Origin of the sequence: Pseudomonas sp. Z3-8 (assembly GCF_051131975.1) — a bacterium.
Taxonomy (GTDB): Bacteria; Pseudomonadota; Gammaproteobacteria; order Pseudomonadales; family Pseudomonadaceae; genus Aquipseudomonas.
Genome location: NZ_CP071643.1, coordinates 736,603 through 752,026, shown reverse-complemented (window position 1 = coordinate 752,026; position 15,424 = coordinate 736,603). Strand labels below are relative to the sequence as shown.

General features: G+C 61.0%; 14 protein-coding genes. 2 read left to right on the top strand and 12 right to left on the bottom strand.

The annotated features are described in order from the left end of the window. Nucleotides 1-147: 147 nt before the first annotated feature. Nucleotides 148-792, top strand: coding sequence for a cAMP-activated global transcriptional regulator CRP (gene crp / locus J3P94_RS03460; protein WP_305498426.1), 645 nt, complete (start codon nt 148-150; stop codon nt 790-792). Here the strand turns inward: crp and J3P94_RS03455 are convergent. From J3P94_RS03455 to J3P94_RS03440, 4 genes are read right to left on the bottom strand one after another with little or no spacing between them, the layout of a single operon-like run. Further along, entirely contained in the window at nt 789-1,481 is a 693-nt protein-coding gene (locus J3P94_RS03455) for a lipoate--protein ligase family protein (RefSeq protein WP_434571445.1), read from the bottom strand. The two genes, crp and J3P94_RS03455, sit on opposite strands and share 4 nt — an antisense overlap. 4 nt (nt 1,482-1,485) lie before the next feature. Further along, nucleotides 1,486-2,322 (bottom strand): indole-3-glycerol phosphate synthase TrpC, encoded by an 837-nt coding sequence (gene trpC, locus J3P94_RS03450; RefSeq protein ID WP_434571443.1) that lies wholly within the window; start codon nt 2,320-2,322, stop codon nt 1,486-1,488. After that, nucleotides 2,319-3,368 (bottom strand): anthranilate phosphoribosyltransferase, encoded by a 1,050-nt coding sequence (trpD, locus tag J3P94_RS03445; RefSeq protein ID WP_434571441.1) that lies wholly within the window; start codon nt 3,366-3,368, stop codon nt 2,319-2,321. The genes trpC and trpD overlap by 4 nt, the downstream gene beginning before the upstream one ends. Nucleotides 3,369-3,377: 9 nt before the next feature. Then, nucleotides 3,378-3,971, bottom strand: coding sequence for an aminodeoxychorismate/anthranilate synthase component II (locus J3P94_RS03440; protein ID WP_018928869.1), 594 nt, complete (start codon nt 3,969-3,971; stop codon nt 3,378-3,380). A gap of 409 nt (nt 3,972-4,380) precedes the next feature. Between J3P94_RS03440 and estP the strand changes: the two genes are divergently transcribed. After that, a complete protein-coding gene (estP, locus tag J3P94_RS03435) occupies nt 4,381-6,288 on the top strand; it encodes an esterase EstP (RefSeq protein ID WP_434571439.1) in 1,908 nt (635 codons plus the stop codon). Between the two features lie 140 nt (nt 6,289-6,428). On the opposite strand, the gene trpE is transcribed toward estP, so the two are convergent. From trpE to J3P94_RS03395, 8 genes are all read right to left on the bottom strand, one after another. After that, nucleotides 6,429-7,910 carry an anthranilate synthase component I gene (gene trpE, locus J3P94_RS03430; RefSeq protein WP_434571437.1) on the bottom strand — a complete coding sequence of 494 codons (1,482 nt, stop codon included), beginning with the start codon at nt 7,908-7,910 and terminating at the stop codon, nt 6,429-6,431. 70 nt (nt 7,911-7,980) lie between these two features. After that, the gene (locus J3P94_RS03425) at nt 7,981-8,799 is read right to left on the bottom strand and encodes a phosphoglycolate phosphatase (protein ID WP_434571435.1); all 819 of its coding nucleotides are present in this window, start codon (nt 8,797-8,799) and stop codon (nt 7,981-7,983) included. Beyond that, nucleotides 8,796-9,470: a ribulose-phosphate 3-epimerase gene (gene rpe / locus J3P94_RS03420; RefSeq protein WP_305498417.1), complete on the bottom strand. Its 675-nt coding sequence runs from the start codon at nt 9,468-9,470 to the stop codon at nt 8,796-8,798. Before rpe ends, J3P94_RS03425 begins: the two co-directional genes overlap by 4 nt. Nucleotides 9,471-9,548: 78 nt before the next feature. Then, nucleotides 9,549-10,697 (bottom strand): iron-containing alcohol dehydrogenase, encoded by a 1,149-nt coding sequence (locus J3P94_RS03415; RefSeq protein WP_305498416.1) that lies wholly within the window; start codon nt 10,695-10,697, stop codon nt 9,549-9,551. A gap of 204 nt (nt 10,698-10,901) precedes the next feature. Continuing rightward, nucleotides 10,902-11,726: an ABC transporter permease gene (locus J3P94_RS03410; protein ID WP_305498415.1), complete on the bottom strand. Its 825-nt coding sequence runs from the start codon at nt 11,724-11,726 to the stop codon at nt 10,902-10,904. Nucleotides 11,727-11,738: 12 nt separating this feature from the next. Then, on the bottom strand, nt 11,739-12,986 hold the full coding sequence (locus J3P94_RS03405; RefSeq protein ID WP_434571431.1) for an ABC transporter permease: 1,248 nt from the start codon (nt 12,984-12,986) through the stop codon (nt 11,739-11,741). Nucleotides 12,987-13,187: 201 nt separating this feature from the next. After that, a complete protein-coding gene (locus J3P94_RS03400; RefSeq protein WP_434571427.1) occupies nt 13,188-14,231 on the bottom strand; it encodes an ABC transporter substrate-binding protein in 1,044 nt (347 codons plus the stop codon). A gap of 49 nt (nt 14,232-14,280) precedes the next feature. Then, nucleotides 14,281-15,405: an ABC transporter ATP-binding protein gene (locus J3P94_RS03395; protein WP_305498413.1), complete on the bottom strand. Its 1,125-nt coding sequence runs from the start codon at nt 15,403-15,405 to the stop codon at nt 14,281-14,283. Nucleotides 15,406-15,424: the final 19 nt, after the last annotated feature.

The following is a 15,424-nucleotide window of genomic DNA, read 5'->3' as shown; positions in this document are numbered from 1 at the left end:
CGCCTGTAGGTAAATTCTCGAATCTATTACGAATGCCTCTGTTAAGCTGCGCCATCTCGCTGGCGTATGGCCAGCTTTTGGCGATAACCATTCGCCCTCACCCAAAAAACCAAACCACCACACCGCGCAGTCTTTCGGGATACAACCATGGTTGCCATTACTCCCACGTCCAAGATCAAGAACCTCGACAAACTCTTGATGCATTGCCAGCGTCGCCGCTACCCCGCCAAGCACAACATCATTTGCGCAGGCGACCGCTCCGATACGCTGTTTTTCATCATCAAGGGCTCCGTCACTATCCTGATCGAGGACGATGACGGCCGGGAAATGATCATCGCCTACCTCAACTCCGGGGATTTTTTCGGCGAACTGGGATTGTTCGAGCAGGCGGGCAAGGAGCAGGAGCGCAGCGCCTGGGTGCGAGCCAAGGTCGAATGTGAAGTGGCGGAAATCAGCTATGGCAAATTCCGAGAGCTGTCGCAGCAGGATCCGGACATTCTTTATGCCCTCAGCGGACAAATCGCGCAGCGTCTGCGCAATACCACCCGCAAAGTCGGTGACCTGGCGTTTTTCGACGTGACCGGTCGCGTCGCCCGCTGCCTGCTGGAACTGTGCAAGCAGCCCGACGCCATGACCCATCCGGATGGTATGCAGATCAAAGTGACCCGTCAGGAAATCGGCCGCATCGTTGGCTGCTCCCGAGAGATGGTCGGACGCGTGCTCAAGGACCTGGAAGAGCGCAATCTGGTCAGCGTCAAAGGCAAGACCATGGTCGTGTTCGGGACGCGCTAGAAGTTGCTCAACAGTTCCTGGTAAAGCGCCTCGAGCCGTTCCAGCGCATGAGGCGCCGGGAATTTCTCATGCAGGGCAATGTGGCTCTCGGCACGCACTCGCTGCTCCAGGCCACACGCCTCGTTGAACCGATTGACCGCCGCAACCATGGACTCGCGCTCGTCATCCAGCAATAGGGCGCCATGCACCAGGCCCACCGGCCTCTGGCCGCCCTTGCTTTGCCGCCAGCGCTGGGCGGTACCGACCATTTTGCGGCCGTCCAGACTAACGTTGAAGCGCCCGTCGCAAAACGCGCCCTCCACTTCACCGAGGGAAGCCACCCCGCCCAGCTCATCGAGCAACTGGCAGATCGGATCGCATAGACGCCGATAAGCAGTCTCGATCCGGCCATGGTCACCTTCACTTCGCGGTGGCGCATAGACCAGCGCGATATTGACCGTAGCGCCCGATTGAGGCACTGGCTCGCCACCGGTTTCACGCAGCAGCACCGGCCAGCCGCTTGCGGCCGATACCTCACAGGCAAGTTCAAAACCTGGCAGGCGACTCAAGCGACGCGGCATGACCAGGGCACGATCGCTGGGTTGCCAGAACAGCAAGCCGGATTCAGCGTCACCGGCGCAAACGCTGGCCAGCAGATCCTGTTCGGCCTGCAGGCCGCTTTCAACCGTGAAGGCAATGGCTGAAGGCATCGATTCAGTCCAGCGTCGAGCCGGTTACCGGAACGCCGCGCTCGGGGAAAAACAAGCGCTGCAGTTCTGTACCCGGGCTTTCGGCCCGCATGAACGCCTCGCCAACCAGGAATGAATACACATCGCTGACTTCCATCAACTCGACATCGGCTCGGTTGAGAATGCCGCTCTCGGTGATGACCAGGCGATCGCGTGGAATTCGCGGCAACAGGTCAAGAGTGGTTTCCAGGCTGACTTCAAACGTATGCAGGTTGCGGTTATTCACGCCGACCAGCTTGGTATCCAGAGTTTTCAGGGCACGCTCCAGCTCGTCGCCGTCGTGGACTTCCACCAGTACATCCAGGCCCACACCTTTAGCGACTGCGGCCAGCTCGGCCATTTTCACGTCATCCAGGGCGGAAACGATCAACAGCACGCAATCGGCACCCAAGGCCCGCGCCTCAACGATCTGGTACGGATCGATCATGAAATCCTTGCGGATCACCGGCAGCTTGCACGCCGCCCGCGCCTGTTTAAGATAGTCATCGGCGCCTTGGAAAAAATCGACGTCGGTGAGCACCGAAAGGCAGGTCGCACCGCCCTTCTCGTAGCTCCTGGCGATGTCGGCGGGGACGAAGTCCTCACGGATCACACCTTTGCTGGGGGACGCCTTCTTGATTTCGGCGATGACTGCAGGCTGCTTTTTCTTCGCCTGGTCGATCAGCGCCTGGGCAAAGCCGCGAGGCGCGTCTGCTGAACGTGCAAGACTTTCCAACTCGGCGAGGCTGACCCGGGCCCGGCGCTCGGCCACTTCTTCAGCCTTGCGAGCCAGAATGTTTTCCAGAACCGTTGGCACGCTCATCCTTCATTCTCCACTTTGAATACGGCGGTAAACGCGCCCAATTCTTCCAGTTTTTCCCGGGCCAGGCCGGTGTGCAACGCATCATGCGCGAGCTCGACACCTTGCTTGAGGCTGCTGGCGTGATCGGCGGCATACAACGCGGCGCCCGCATTGAGCATGATCATTTCCGCAGCCTTCTGGCCATTCTCGGTTTTACGCCGCCCCAAGGCATCGCGGATCAACTCAAGTGACTGGGCTGGCCCATCCACCGCCAGTCCATGCAGGCTCTGGCTCTTCATGCCGAGGTCTTCAGGTTCGACCCAATATTCGGTGATCTGATCATTTTTTAGCTCGGCCACGAAAGTGGGCGCCGCCAGGCTGAATTCATCCAGGCCGTCTTTTGAATGGACGACCAGCACGTGCTTGCTACCTAAACGTTGCAGGACCTCCGCCAATGGCCGGCACAGCGCCTGGCTGAACACGCCGACCACTTGATGCTTCACACCGGCCGGATTCGTAAGCGGGCCGAGCATGTTGAACAGCGTGCGCAAGCCCAGCTCGCGACGCGGCGCCGCGGCATATTTCATGGCGCTGTGGTGGGTCTGGGCAAACATGAAGCCGATGCCGACGCTATCGATACAACGAGCCACCTGGACCGACGTCAGGTTGAGGTAGATACCGGCGGCTTCCAGCAGATCGGCGCTGCCGCTCTTGCCCGACACCGCACGATTGCCATGCTTGGCGACGGTGCAGCCGGCCGCCGCAACGACAAATGCCGACGCGGTGGAAACGTTGAAGATATTGGCTCCGTCACCACCGGTCCCGACGACATCCACTACACCATCGAGGGTCTTGAGTTCGACCTTGTCCGCCAACTCGCGCATGGTCGTGACCGCACCGACTATCTCGTCGATGCTCTCGCTCTTCATGCGCATGGCCATCATGAACGCGCCAATCTGCGCGTCCGTGCACTGGCCAGTCATGATCTCCCGCATCACGTCGCGCATTTCGTCGGTGCTCAGGTCGAGCTGGCCGACGATACGGTTCAGGGCTGTCTTGATGTCCATGGAAAGTCCTTAGCGCGTGCCGCCGGTTTGTTTGAGGAAGTTGGCGAACAGTTCGTGGCCCTGCTCGGTGAGGATAGACTCGGGATGAAATTGCACACCCTCGATGTTTAACGTCTTGTGACGCAAACCCATGATTTCGTCCACCGAGCCGTCTTCGAGCTGGGTCCAGGCAGTCAGCTCAAGGCAGTCGGGCAGGGTTTCGCGCTTGACGATCAACGAGTGGTAGCGGGTGACGGTAAGCGGGCGATTCAAGCCTTCGAACACGCCCTTGTCTTCATGAAATACCGGGCTGGTCTTGCCGTGCATCACCTGGCGGGCCCGCACGACATCGCCACCGAACGCCTGGCCGATCGACTGGTGCCCCAGGCAGACACCGAGGATCGGCAGCTTGCCGGCAAAATATTTGATGGCTTCGATGGAGATGCCCGCTTCGGTCGGCGTGCAAGGGCCGGGCGAGACGACGATGCGCTCGGGCTTGAGGGCCTCGATTTCGGCAATGGTCAGCTCATCGTTGCGCACGACCTTGACCTCGGAGCCGAGCTCGCCGAGGTATTGCACAACGTTGTAAGTAAAAGAGTCGTAGTTATCGATCATCAGCAACATGGCGTAAACAACCTATTGAATACACTGACTTGGAATACAGCCTTCGAAGAGTGACCCGCACGGTGCTGCGCTGGACAGGCGAATGATGCGCCTGCGAAGCGGTTTCCAAACGGGTAAAGAAGGCAAATCGGTACAGGTCCGGCGAGGCCGGCATGGAACGTTCAGGCGCGCCAACGCCAACGGGCGTGAGCCTTGATCAATTGATTCAGAAGTTTGCTGACAATCGACACGGGGGAAGTCTCGTTCATACGTTCCGGCACAGTAACTTAGCTGGGCGGAGCACGCAATAAGACGGACCCGAAGGGCTTGCAAACAATTGCGATGTTCCCAGATGGGTGGCAGACCGTCGGAAGTTTTTGGTACTGTCGTTTCGTTTTCCCATAAAAATAAGATTGAAAAGGACCTTCTCATGATCAAACAGACCTTGTTTGTACCGATCACCGGCTGCCTGCTGGCCATGGCTTGCGCTTCGGCAAATGCCGCCCCCAACCCCTACTCCAGCTTCATCGTGTTCGGTGACAGCCTCAGTGACGCCGGCCAGTTCACCGATCCGGGCGGCCCGCCCGGATCAACCTTGCGGGCTACCAACCGAACCGGTCCGACTTATCTGGATGGCAGCGGCGAAGCCTATTCTGCCAACGCCACCCAACTGCTCGGGGGACGATTGGGCTTTTCCGACGACGAGACCGCGGCCTCCACCTCGGCTGCCCGTGCCCGCGAGGGGCTGGCGGACGGCAACAACTGGGCCGTGGGCGGTTATCGTACCGACCAGATACTCGACTCGATCACCAATATCTCCGACACGGGCGAGCGCAGTCGTGCCGGTTATCTGCCAGCCAATGGCCTACGCGCTGATCCGAACGCACTGTATTACCTGTCCGGCGGCGGTAACGACTTCCTTCAGGGCCGAGTGCTCAACATTGCCCAGGCGAACGCCGCCGCGGACCGCCTGGCCGACAGTGTCCAGGTGCTGCAGACCGCCGGCGCCCGCTACGCGATGGTTTGGCTGCTGCCCGATCTGGGCCTGACGCCGGCCCTCAATGGCACCCCGTTTCAAGAAGTGGTCTCCCTGCTCAGTCATCAGTTCAACCAGCAACTGATCACACGTTTGCAAGGCATCGATGCCGAAATCATTCCGCTGAACGTTCCGCTATTGCTGAAGGAAAGCTTTGCTGATCCTGGACGATTCGGCCTTGCCACCGGCGAGAACCTTACCGCCACCTGTTTTAGTGGCAACGGTTGCACGGAAAACGCCACCTATGGCATCCACAGCACCACGCCTGATCCGAGCAAGCTGATCTATAACGATGCGGTCCACCCCACCGAAGCCGGGCAGAAGCTGATTGCCGACTACGCCTATTCCCTGCTCGCGGCGCCGTGGGAACTGACCTTGCTGCCGGAAATGGCCCACTCGACCTTGCGCGCCCACCAGGATGAATTGCGCAGCCAATGGCAATCGGACTGGGAAGATTGGCAGGCGGTAGGTCAATGGCGGGCGATTGTTGCCGGCGGCGGCCAGCATCTGGACATTGATAGCCAAGGCAGCGGTGCAAGCGCCGACGGCAGTGGCTACAACCTGAACATCGGCGGCAGTTACCGTTTCAACGAAGCCTGGCGCATCGGCGTGGCCGCCGGTCTGTACCGCCAGGACATGGACGCTGGCCGCAACGATTCGAACTACAAGCTCAACAGCTACCTCGCCACCGCGTTCGCCCAGTTCCAGCAGAACCGCTGGTGGGCCGACGCCGCGCTGACCGGCGGCAAGCTCGACTACGACAACCTGGAGCGCAAATTCGACCTGGGCGTCAGCCAGGCGCAGGAAAAAGGCGATACCGACGGTCATCTCTGGGCATTCAGCACACGCGTAGGCTACGACATTGCCCAGCCGGGCAGCCAATGGCACCTGTCACCGTTTGTCAGCGCCGATTATGCGAAGGCCGAGGTCGATGGTTACTCGGAACAGGGCAGCCGCTCCACGGCGCTGACTTTCGACGACCAGACCCGCGATTCAAAACGCCTGGGCATCGGCTTGCAGGGCAAATACAACTTTACCCGCCAGACCCAGCTGTACGGGGAGTATGCCCACGAGCGCGAGTATGAGGACGATACGCAAAAGGTGAACATCGCCCTCAACAGCTTGCCGGCCAATGACTTCACGCTGGAGGGCTATACCCCACAAAGCCACCTCAATCGCCTGAACCTGGGGATCAGCCACAAGTTGACCAGGGATCTCGCGCTGCGGGGCGGTTATACGTTGCGCAAGGATGATGATTTTACCCAGCAAGGGGTGAGCCTGGGGGTCAGCCTGGATTTTTGACGCGGCCTCTGTGGGAGCGAGCTTGCTCGCGATGGCGGACTGTCAGTCAACCTATTGGTTGAGCCTTAGGGCCTCATCGCGAGCAAGCTCGCTCCCACATGGACCCAGTTTCCCTCGCCACAGTTGTTCGGCAAACGCCTTCAGTCGTTCGAGGTCTGCTCGGCCAGGGCTACGGCACGGAACATTGCCCGACGCTTGTTCAGGGTTTCCTCCCATTCCAGCGCGGGCACCGAGTCGGCGACGATGCCGCCGCCGGCCTGCACGTGCAACTCACCGTTCTTGATCACGGCGGTGCGGATGGCGATGGCCGTGTCCATGTTGCCGTTCCAGGCGAAGTACCCGACGGCTCCGCCGTACACACCGCGCTTGACCGGCTCCAGCTCGTCGATGATTTCCATGGCGCGGATCTTCGGCGCGCCAGACAAAGTGCCCGCCGGCAGGATCGCTCGCAAGGCGTCCATCGCCGTCAACCCGGCCTTCAACTCCCCGGTGACGTTGGACACGATGTGCATCACGTTGGAGTAGCGCTCGATGACCATTTTCTCGGTGAGCTTTACCGAACCCACTTCGGAAACCCGGCCAGTGTCGTTGCGTCCCAGATCGATCAGCATCAGGTGCTCGGCGATCTCCTTGGCATCTGACAACAGGTCCTCTTCCAGCGCCCGGTCCGCTTCCTCCGTGGCGCCGCGTGGCCGTGTGCCGGCGATCGGCCGCACGGTGATCAGGTTTTCCTCGACCCGCACCAGCACCTCGGGCGAACTGCCCACGACATGGAAGTCACCGAAGTTGAAGAAATACATATAAGGCGTCGGGTTGAAACAGCGCAGCGCCCGGTACAGATCGATCGGCGCGGCCTTGAAGTCGATCGACATCCGTTGCGACGGCACGACCTGCATGCAATCGCCCGCCAGGATGTATTCCTTGATGGTGTCGACGGCTTTTTCGTAGTCACCCTGGGTGAAACTGGAACGGAACACCGGGTCGGCTGCCGACTGCTTGCTGAAGTCCAGGCCGGGACGCGGGGTGATCGGCTGGCGGAGTTTTTCCAGCAACGTCTGAAGGCTTTGTTGACCTTGCTCGTAGGCATCTTCACGGGACGGATCGGCCAGGACGATGGCATGCATCTTACCGGCGAGATTGTCGAAGACCACCACCGCATCGGAGACCATCAGCAGAATGTCCGGCACCCCCAGCGGATCGGGGTTCGGACAGGTGCCCAGGCGTTTTTCCACATAGCGCACGCAGTCGTAGCCGAAATAACCCACCAGGCCGCCGTTGAAACGTGGCAGGCCGGGGATGGTCGGGACGTTGTAGCGGGCCTTGAAGGATTCAACGAACGCGAGCGGATCCTCGACTTCGTGGCTTTCGATTTCGACGCCATCGTACGTCACGCTGATGCGATGGTCATGGACTCGCAGCACAGTGCGGCACGGCAGGCCGATCATGGAATAGCGACCCCATTTTTCCCCACCTTGCACCGATTCGAGCAAGTAGGAATTGGGTTGGTCGGCCAACTTGAGGTAGATCGACAGCGGCGTGTCGAAGTCGGCCAGGGTTTCGCAGGCAAGCGGGATGCGGTTGTAGCCGGCAGCGGCTAGACGCAGAAATTCTTCGCGGATCATGGGGTGCCTCGTGGCAAGAGGAGCTGACAGTCAGGTATGCAAACGCGCCGGATAACCGGCCAGGATCACGTCAGGCGCGCCAACGCCAGCGGGCCAGGGCCTTCATGACTTTCATCCAGAGTTTGCGAGTGACCACCACGATGGCGTTTCCAGAAGAGGATTGAACAGCGTCGGGCAACGTTATCTCAGCGGCCGGGTCCAGGCAACCGGGAATTAGCAGGCGCAGATCATCAATCACCAATGTCGGAAATTCCTCGGCAATCGGTCGGCCATGATTGTAGCCGTAGCTCAGGGCAACACATTTGACCCCCGCCGCTTTCGCCGCCAGCACGTCGCTGCGCGAGTCGCCGACAAACAACGATTGGGATGCGGGGATGTTGGCCATTTTCATGACGAAGAACAGCGCGGCCGGGTCGGGCTTTTTCTGCGGCAAGGTGTCGCCGCCGATGATCCAGCGAAAATAACGGCCGATCTTCATCTGATCCAGCAGCGGCGCGACAAAACGCTCCGGCTTGTTGGTGATCAGCGCCATTTCCACGCCCTGCTTGTGCAACCATTTGAGGGTAGAGCGCACGCCCGGATAAACCACGGTCAGTTCGTGGTTGCCTTCATAGGCTTCGTTGAACAGCTCCAGAGCCCGCTCGGCCTCGGCCTCATCAACGCCCTGGGCATCAATGTGATTGGCCAGCGCCCGGCGCACCAGCATCGGCGCGCCGTTGCCGACCCACTGGCGCACCGCGTCGATGCCGGCAGGCGGACGCCCGAGCTGGAGCAGCATATTGTCCACGGCGGCCGCCAGGTCCGGGACCGAATCGACGAGCGTGCCGTCGAGATCGAACATCACCAGACGCGGCAGGCTGCCGGGAAACAGCTGCTCGAAGCCGCTCATGGACGTGCCAGGGCCAGTTCGGCGCGCATCTTCTCGATCACTGCCTGGTAGTCCGGTGCGTTGAAGATCGCCGAACCGGCGACAAAGGTGTCGGCACCGGCCGCGGCGATTTCGCGGATGTTGTTCACGTTCACGCCGCCGTCGATTTCCAGGCGGATATCCCGGCCCGAGGCATCGATCAGGGCGCGGGCTTCGCGCAGCTTGTCGAGCGTGCCCGGAATGAACTTCTGCCCGCCGAAACCCGGGTTGACGCTCATCAGCAGAACCATGTCGACCTTGTCCATCACGTACTTGAGTACGTCCAGGGGCGTGGCCGGGTTGAACACCAGGCCGGCCTTGCAGCCGCCTTCGCGGATCAATTGCAGGGAGCGGTCGACGTGCAGCGTGGCTTCAGGGTGGAAAGTGATGTAGGTGGCACCGGCCTCGATGAAATCACCGACGATACGATCCACCGGACTGACCATCAGGTGCGCATCGATTGGCGCAGTGATGCCATATTTGCGCAACGCCGCGCAGACCATCGGGCCGATGGTCAGGTTGGGTACGTAGTGGTTGTCCATGACATCGAAGTGGACGATGTCGGCCCCGGCGGCCAGAACGTTATCCACTTCCTCGCCCAGGCGGGCGAAGTCGGCGGAGAGAATCGACGGAGCAATAGCGAAGGGCTGCATGACGCACCTGTTTTGAGCGAAATCACGATGGCGCGCATTGTATACCTCAAGATTTGGCGCGCCCACCGTGACGCACGATCAATACGCCGCTCGGTAGATCTTCTCGATATCGCCGGCGCTCAGTTTGCGCGGGTTGTTGCGCATCAGCCGCTCTATGCCCGCCGCCTCCGCCGCCATGGACGGAATCACTTCCTCGGTGACGCCCAGTCCACTCAGACCCTTGGGAATTTCCACCGCGGCACACAACGCCGCCATGGCTTCCACGGCCTCATCCGCGGCTTCGATATCACTCAAATGAGCCGTCTTGATGCCCATGGCTTCGGCAATATCGCGCATGCGCTCGACGCAGGCCATCTTGTTCCAGTGCATGACATACGGCAGCAACAAGGCATTGGCGACGCCATGAGAGACATGGAAACGCCCGCCCAGCGGATAGGCCAGCGCATGCACGGCGCCGACCCCGGCATTGCCGAACGCCATGCCGGCCATCAGGCTGGCGGTGGCCATGTCTTCACGGGCCTGCAAGTGGGACGGGTTGGCGTAGGCCTTGGGCAACGCGCGGGTGATCAGCTTGATCGCGCCGATGGCCAGGGCATCGGTGATCGGCGAGGCGTTGAGTGACAGGTACGACTCGATAGCGTGCACCAACGCATCAACGCCGCTGGCGGCGGTCACGCTGCGCGGACACGTCAGGGTCATCTGCGGGCTGACCAGCGCCACGTCCGGCAGCAGGTAATCACTGACGATGCCCTTTTTCAGCTGTGCGGCCTTGTCAGAGAGGATCGCCACGTTGGTGACTTCCGAACCGGTACCGGCGGTGGTGGGAATGGCAATCATGGGCGGACCTTTGCGCGGCACCTGATCGACACCGAACATATCCTGCAGCTCGCCGTGATAACCGGCATAAACGCCCACGCACTTGGCAATGTCGATGGCGCTGCCGCCACCCAGGCCGATCAGACCGTCATGCCCGCCGTCGCGGTAGGCTTGCATGCAATCTTCGACGATGGCGATTTCCGGGTCGGGCATGACCCGGTCGAAAATCTCGTAGTCGCGCCCACCCAGATGCTGCAGCGCCAACTCCACGGTGCCCGACTTGACCAGCGCCGCGTCGGTGACGATCAACGGGTTATCGACATCCAGCCGTGTCAGCTCCGCCGCCAGTTGCTCGATGGCAGCGGCGCCGGTGATCAGTTTGTGGGCGATCTTGAATGAGGAAAGACTCATGTGCGCGGCCTCTTGTTCGAGTGGGGGCTGGCACAAGGATAGCTCGGTATTGGGGGGTGGTCTGTCATTCAGCTTATGAATGCACCGAGGAGCGGATGTGGGAGCGAGCCTGCTCGCGAAAGCGGACCGTCAGTCAACAATTATGTCGACTGGTACACCGCATTCGCGAGCAGGCTCGCTCCCACACTGGTTTTGCAGGGGGCCTCAGACTTGGGTCGTACGCAGCTTCTCGCTACGCCCACGCAGCCATTCCAGCGTCAGCAGCAGGATCACCGAGAAGGCGATCAACAACGTAGCCGCGGCGGCGATGGTCGGGCTCAGGTTCTCGCGAATACCGCTGAACATCTGCCGTGGCAGGGTCGCTTGCTCCGGGCCGGCCAGGAACAGGGTCACCACCACTTCATCAAACGAAGTCGCGAAGGCGAACAACGCACCAGAGATGACGCCCGGCGCGATCAACGGCAAGGTCACGCGACGGAACGCGGTCAATGGCGAAGCCCCGAGGCTGGCAGCAGCGCGAACCAGGTTGTGGTTGAACCCTTGCAAGGTCGCCGAGACGGTGATGATGACGAACGGCACGCCGAGCACCGCGTGGACGATGATCAGCGAGAAGAAGCTGTTGCCCATCCCCAATGGCGCGAAAAACAGGTAGCTCGCGACGCCAATGATCACCACCGGCACCACCATGGGCGAAATCACCAGGGCCATCACCAGCGCCTTGCCCGGGAAATCACCACGAGTCAGGCCGATCGCCGCCAGCGTACCGAAGATCATCGCCAATAGCGTTGCCGCCGGGGCCACGATGATGCTGTTCTTCAACGCCCGCATCCATTCGGCTGAAGCGAAGAAGTCGTGGTACCACTGCAACGAAAAGCCCTGCAGCGGATAGACCAGGAAGCTGCCCGAGTTGAACGACAACGGAATGATCACCAGCACCGGCAGGATCAGGAACAACAGGATCAGCCCGCAGAGTATGCGCAAGCTGTAGAACCAAACCCGCTCGACGGGGGACATGTAAGGACTCAGCATTTTGATCTCCCCTTAGCTCAGGCGCAGGCGACTGGCGCCTACCAGCCAGCTGTAAATCAGATAAAGCACGATGGTCGCCAGCAACAGCAGCCCGCCGAGCGCCGTGGCCATGCCCCAGTTGATACTGGTGTTGGTGTAGAACGCGACGAAGTAGCTGACCATCTGGTCGTTCGGGCTGCCCAGCAGTGCCGGGGTGATGTAGTAGCCGATGGCGAGGATGAATACCAACAGGCACCCGGCACCTACGCCGGCGTAGGTCTGCGGGAAATACACCCGCCAGAAACTGGCGAACGGGTGGCAGCCCAGGGAGATCGCCGCCCGCATGTAGGTGGGCGAGATGCCCTTCATCACGCTGTAGATCGGCAGGATCATGAACGGCAGAAGGATGTGGACCATGGAGATGTAGACGCCGGTGCGGTTGAACACCAGCTCCAGCGGTTTATCGATGACGCCCATGGCCATCAGCGCGCTGTTGATCAATCCGCCCGACTGCAGTAGCACGATCCACGCCGCCACCCGCACCAGGATCGAGGTCCAGAACGGCAGCAGCACGAGAATCATCAACAGGTTGCTCTGGCGTGACGGCAGGTTCGCCAGCAGGTAGGCCAATGGATAGGCGAGCACCAGACAGATGGCGGTAATCACCAGGCCCATCCAGAAAGTACGGGTGAAAATATCCAGGTAGATCGCCTGGTCGGGGGTGGCCGGGGCCAGTTCACCGAGATCGTCGATGCGGTGATCGACGGCCGCCAGCAGGTAGTAAGGCGTGACATTGCTGGTGTTGCGCCGGATCACCTGCCAGTACGCGGGGTCGCCCCAGCGTTCGTCGAGGCTTTCCAGTGCTTCTTTATAAGAGGCCGGCTCGGTGGCGAACGGCAGCGCGCGAGCAGTCTTGGTCAGCAGGCTGCGGTAGCCGGCCAGTTCCATGTTCAGGCGCTTGGACAAGTCGCCCAGGGTCTGATTCTTGCGGGCTTCGGCCAGATCTTCACTGGCAGCCTTGTACACCGGCTCGCTTGGCAAACCGCGTCCGTCCCATGCTGCGACGGCAGCGACAGTGCGCGGCATCGCGCCCACCACTTCCGGGTTGCTGACGCTTTTGAACAGCAGCGCCACGATCGGCACCAGGAACACCAGCAGCAAAAACAGCACCAGCGGCGCGATCAAGGCCTGGGCCTTCCAGCGGTTGAGCCGCTCGGCGCGCTTGAGTCGCTGCTTGAGGGTGGGGCTGGTGCCCGCGTTCAGTGGAACGGCGATGGCCATGGCGAACTCCGGAAATCTCTTTGATCGTTACAAGGGCGGCGAGCCGCCTCTGTTGTGTTGGTACCCTTGGACTGTGGAGGAACCTGTGGGAGCGAGCTTGCTCGCGATAGCTTCGGCACATTCAGTATTGATGTGACTGACAGACCGCTATCGCGAGCAAGCTCGCTCCCACATGGATTTCATCCAGCTCAGACCGCCGGGTTACTTCGCCGCCCAGGAGTTGAAGCGCTGCTCCAGTTGCTCGCCGTTGTCAGCCCAGAAGCTGACGTCGATCTGCACCTGGTTGGCGATGTTTTCCGGGGTGGTCGGCATGTCTTTCAGCACATCCTTGGCCAGCAACGGCACGGCCTGGGTATTCGCAGGGCCGTAGGCGATGTTTTCCGAGTAGGTTTTCTGCTGCTGCGGCGCCACCGAGAAGGCGATGAATTTTTTCGCAGCTTCGGCGCGAGTCTTGTCCAGGCCACGCGGGATGGCCCAGGCGTCGAAGTCGTAGATGCCACCGTTCCACACCACCTTCAGGTTGCTCTCTTTCTGTACCGCGGCGATCCGGCCGTTGTACGCAGAGCTCATGACCACGTCACCGGAAGCAAGGTACTGCGGTGGCTGGGCACCGGCTTCCCACCACTGGATGTTCGGCTTGAGCTCATCGAGCTTCTTGAAGGCGCGATCCTGGCCGTCTTTGCCGGCCAGCACCTTGTAGACGTCCTTCGGCGCCACGCCGTCGGCCATCAAGGCGAATTCCAGGGTGTACTTGGCGCCTTTGCGCAGGCCGCGCTTGCCTGGGAATTGCTTGGTGTCCCAGAAGTCCGTCCAACTGGTCGGCGCGGTCTTCAGTTTGTCGGCGTTGTAGGCCAGCACGGTCGACCACACGAAGAAGCCCACGCCGCAAGGCTGGATGGCGCCTTTGACGTAGTTTTCTGCCTTGCCGAACAGGGCCGGATCGAGTTGTTCGAACATGTCTTCGTCGCAGCCACGGGACAATTCCGGCGACTCGACTTCCACCAGGTCCCACGAGACGCTCTTGGTGTCGACCATGGCCTTGACCTTGGCCATTTCGCCGTTGTATTCGCCAGCCACGATCTTGCCGTTGCCAGCCGCTTCCCACGGTGCGTAGAAGGCTTTGACCTGAGCCGCCTTGTTCGCCCCGCCGAAAGACACCACGGTCAGGTCCGGGCCCGCCGCCATCGCGCTTGCCGCACCCATCATGCCCAGTGTCAGGGCTGTGAACTTCAGGGATCTCAACATTTATTGTTCTCTCCACGTGCAGGGTTGGTGTTGGTACAGCAGGGGGCGATCAATTCGCCTCTAGAAGCGGATCGAGCGCGCGTACGTGCTCGACCTGCCAGCCAAGCGGAACCACGTCCCCGACAGCAAGCCCGGGGTCGAGCTCGGCAATCGGTTGTTTCACGAAGAAGTCGTTCTTGCCGCAGACTTCGAGGCGAACCCGGACGTGGTCGCCCAGATAGATGAATTCCGCCACCCTCCCTGAGAAGCGGTTGATACATTGTTCGCTGGCGCCGTTGAGGCTCACCCGCTCCGGGCGGATCGACAAGGTGACGGGTTCGCCGGGCTTGCCGACATTGACCGCCAGGGCCTCGACCTTTTCGCCACGTCCCAGCTCCACCACGCAACGGTCACCGGTGTGACTGTGCAGGCGGCCGTTGAGGCGGTTGTTCTCGCCGATGAAGTTGGCGACGAAGGTGTTCTTTGGCTCTTCATAGAGCGTGCGCGGCGGGGCGATCTGCTGGATCTCGCCCTGGTGGAACACCGCCACGCGGTCGGACATGGTCAGGGCTTCCCCTTGGTCGTGCGTCACGTAGACCACGGTCACGCCCAGGCGCTGGTGCAGGTGTTTGATTTCCATCTGCATGTGTTCGCGCAATTGCTTGTCCAGTGCGCCGAGAGGCTCGTCCATCAGCACCAGTTGCGGCTCGAATACCAGCGCCCGGGCCAGGGCCACGCGCTGTTGCTGGCCGCCGGACAACTGCGCCGGATAACGTTGGGCGAAGGTGTCCAACTGGACCATGCTCAAGACACGCTTGACCCGATCGCCGACGTCGCTTTTGTTCAGGCCGCGGACGGTCAGCGGGAATGCCAGGTTTTCGGCGACGGTCATGTGCGGGAACAAGGCGTAGTTCTGGAACACCATGCCGATATCGCGCTTGTGCGGCGGCACGTTGTTGATGGAGCGCCCGGCCAGCTGGATCTCGCCGGCGGTCGGGGTCTCGAAGCCTGCGAGCATCATCAGGCTGGTGGTCTTGCCGGAGCCGGAAGGCCCGAGCAGGGTCAGGAATTCGCCTTTGCGAATGTCCAGGTTGAGGTCCTTGACGATCAGGTTCTCGCCGTCGTAGCTCTTTTGCACACCACGAAAGCTGACCAGCACATCACTGGCCCCCGCGCTTGAATCCACCTGGCTCATACCCGCACCTTTTGTATTG

Bases quoted from the DNA above. Each gene is read 5' to 3' on its own strand.
- J3P94_RS03440 (WP_018928869.1), bottom strand. From the start codon at position 3,971: ATGTTGCTGATGATCGATAACTACGACTCTTTTACTTACAACGTTGTG.
- trpD (WP_434571441.1), bottom strand. From the start codon at position 3,368: ATGGACATCAAGACAGCCCTGAACCGTATCGTCGGCCAGCTCGACCTG.
- J3P94_RS03425 (WP_434571435.1), bottom strand. From the start codon at position 8,799: ATGAGCGGCTTCGAGCAGCTGTTTCCCGGCAGCCTGCCGCGTCTGGTG.
- J3P94_RS03415 (WP_305498416.1), bottom strand. From the start codon at position 10,697: ATGAGTCTTTCCTCATTCAAGATCGCCCACAAACTGATCACCGGCGCC.
- J3P94_RS03405 (WP_434571431.1), bottom strand. From the start codon at position 12,986: ATGGCCATCGCCGTTCCACTGAACGCGGGCACCAGCCCCACCCTCAAG.
- J3P94_RS03455 (WP_434571445.1), bottom strand. From the start codon at position 1,481: ATGCCTTCAGCCATTGCCTTCACGGTTGAAAGCGGCCTGCAGGCCGAA.
- trpC (WP_434571443.1), bottom strand. From the start codon at position 2,322: ATGAGCGTGCCAACGGTTCTGGAAAACATTCTGGCTCGCAAGGCTGAA.
- trpE (WP_434571437.1), bottom strand. From the start codon at position 7,910: ATGATCCGCGAAGAATTTCTGCGTCTAGCCGCTGCCGGCTACAACCGC.
- J3P94_RS03410 (WP_305498415.1), bottom strand. From the start codon at position 11,726: ATGCTGAGTCCTTACATGTCCCCCGTCGAGCGGGTTTGGTTCTACAGC.
- J3P94_RS03400 (WP_434571427.1), bottom strand. From the start codon at position 14,231: ATGTTGAGATCCCTGAAGTTCACAGCCCTGACACTGGGCATGATGGGT.
- crp (WP_305498426.1), top strand. From the start codon at position 148: ATGGTTGCCATTACTCCCACGTCCAAGATCAAGAACCTCGACAAACTC.
- J3P94_RS03395 (WP_305498413.1), bottom strand. From the start codon at position 15,405: ATGAGCCAGGTGGATTCAAGCGCGGGGGCCAGTGATGTGCTGGTCAGC.
- rpe (WP_305498417.1), bottom strand. From the start codon at position 9,470: ATGCAGCCCTTCGCTATTGCTCCGTCGATTCTCTCCGCCGACTTCGCC.
- estP (WP_434571439.1), top strand. From the start codon at position 4,381: ATGATCAAACAGACCTTGTTTGTACCGATCACCGGCTGCCTGCTGGCC.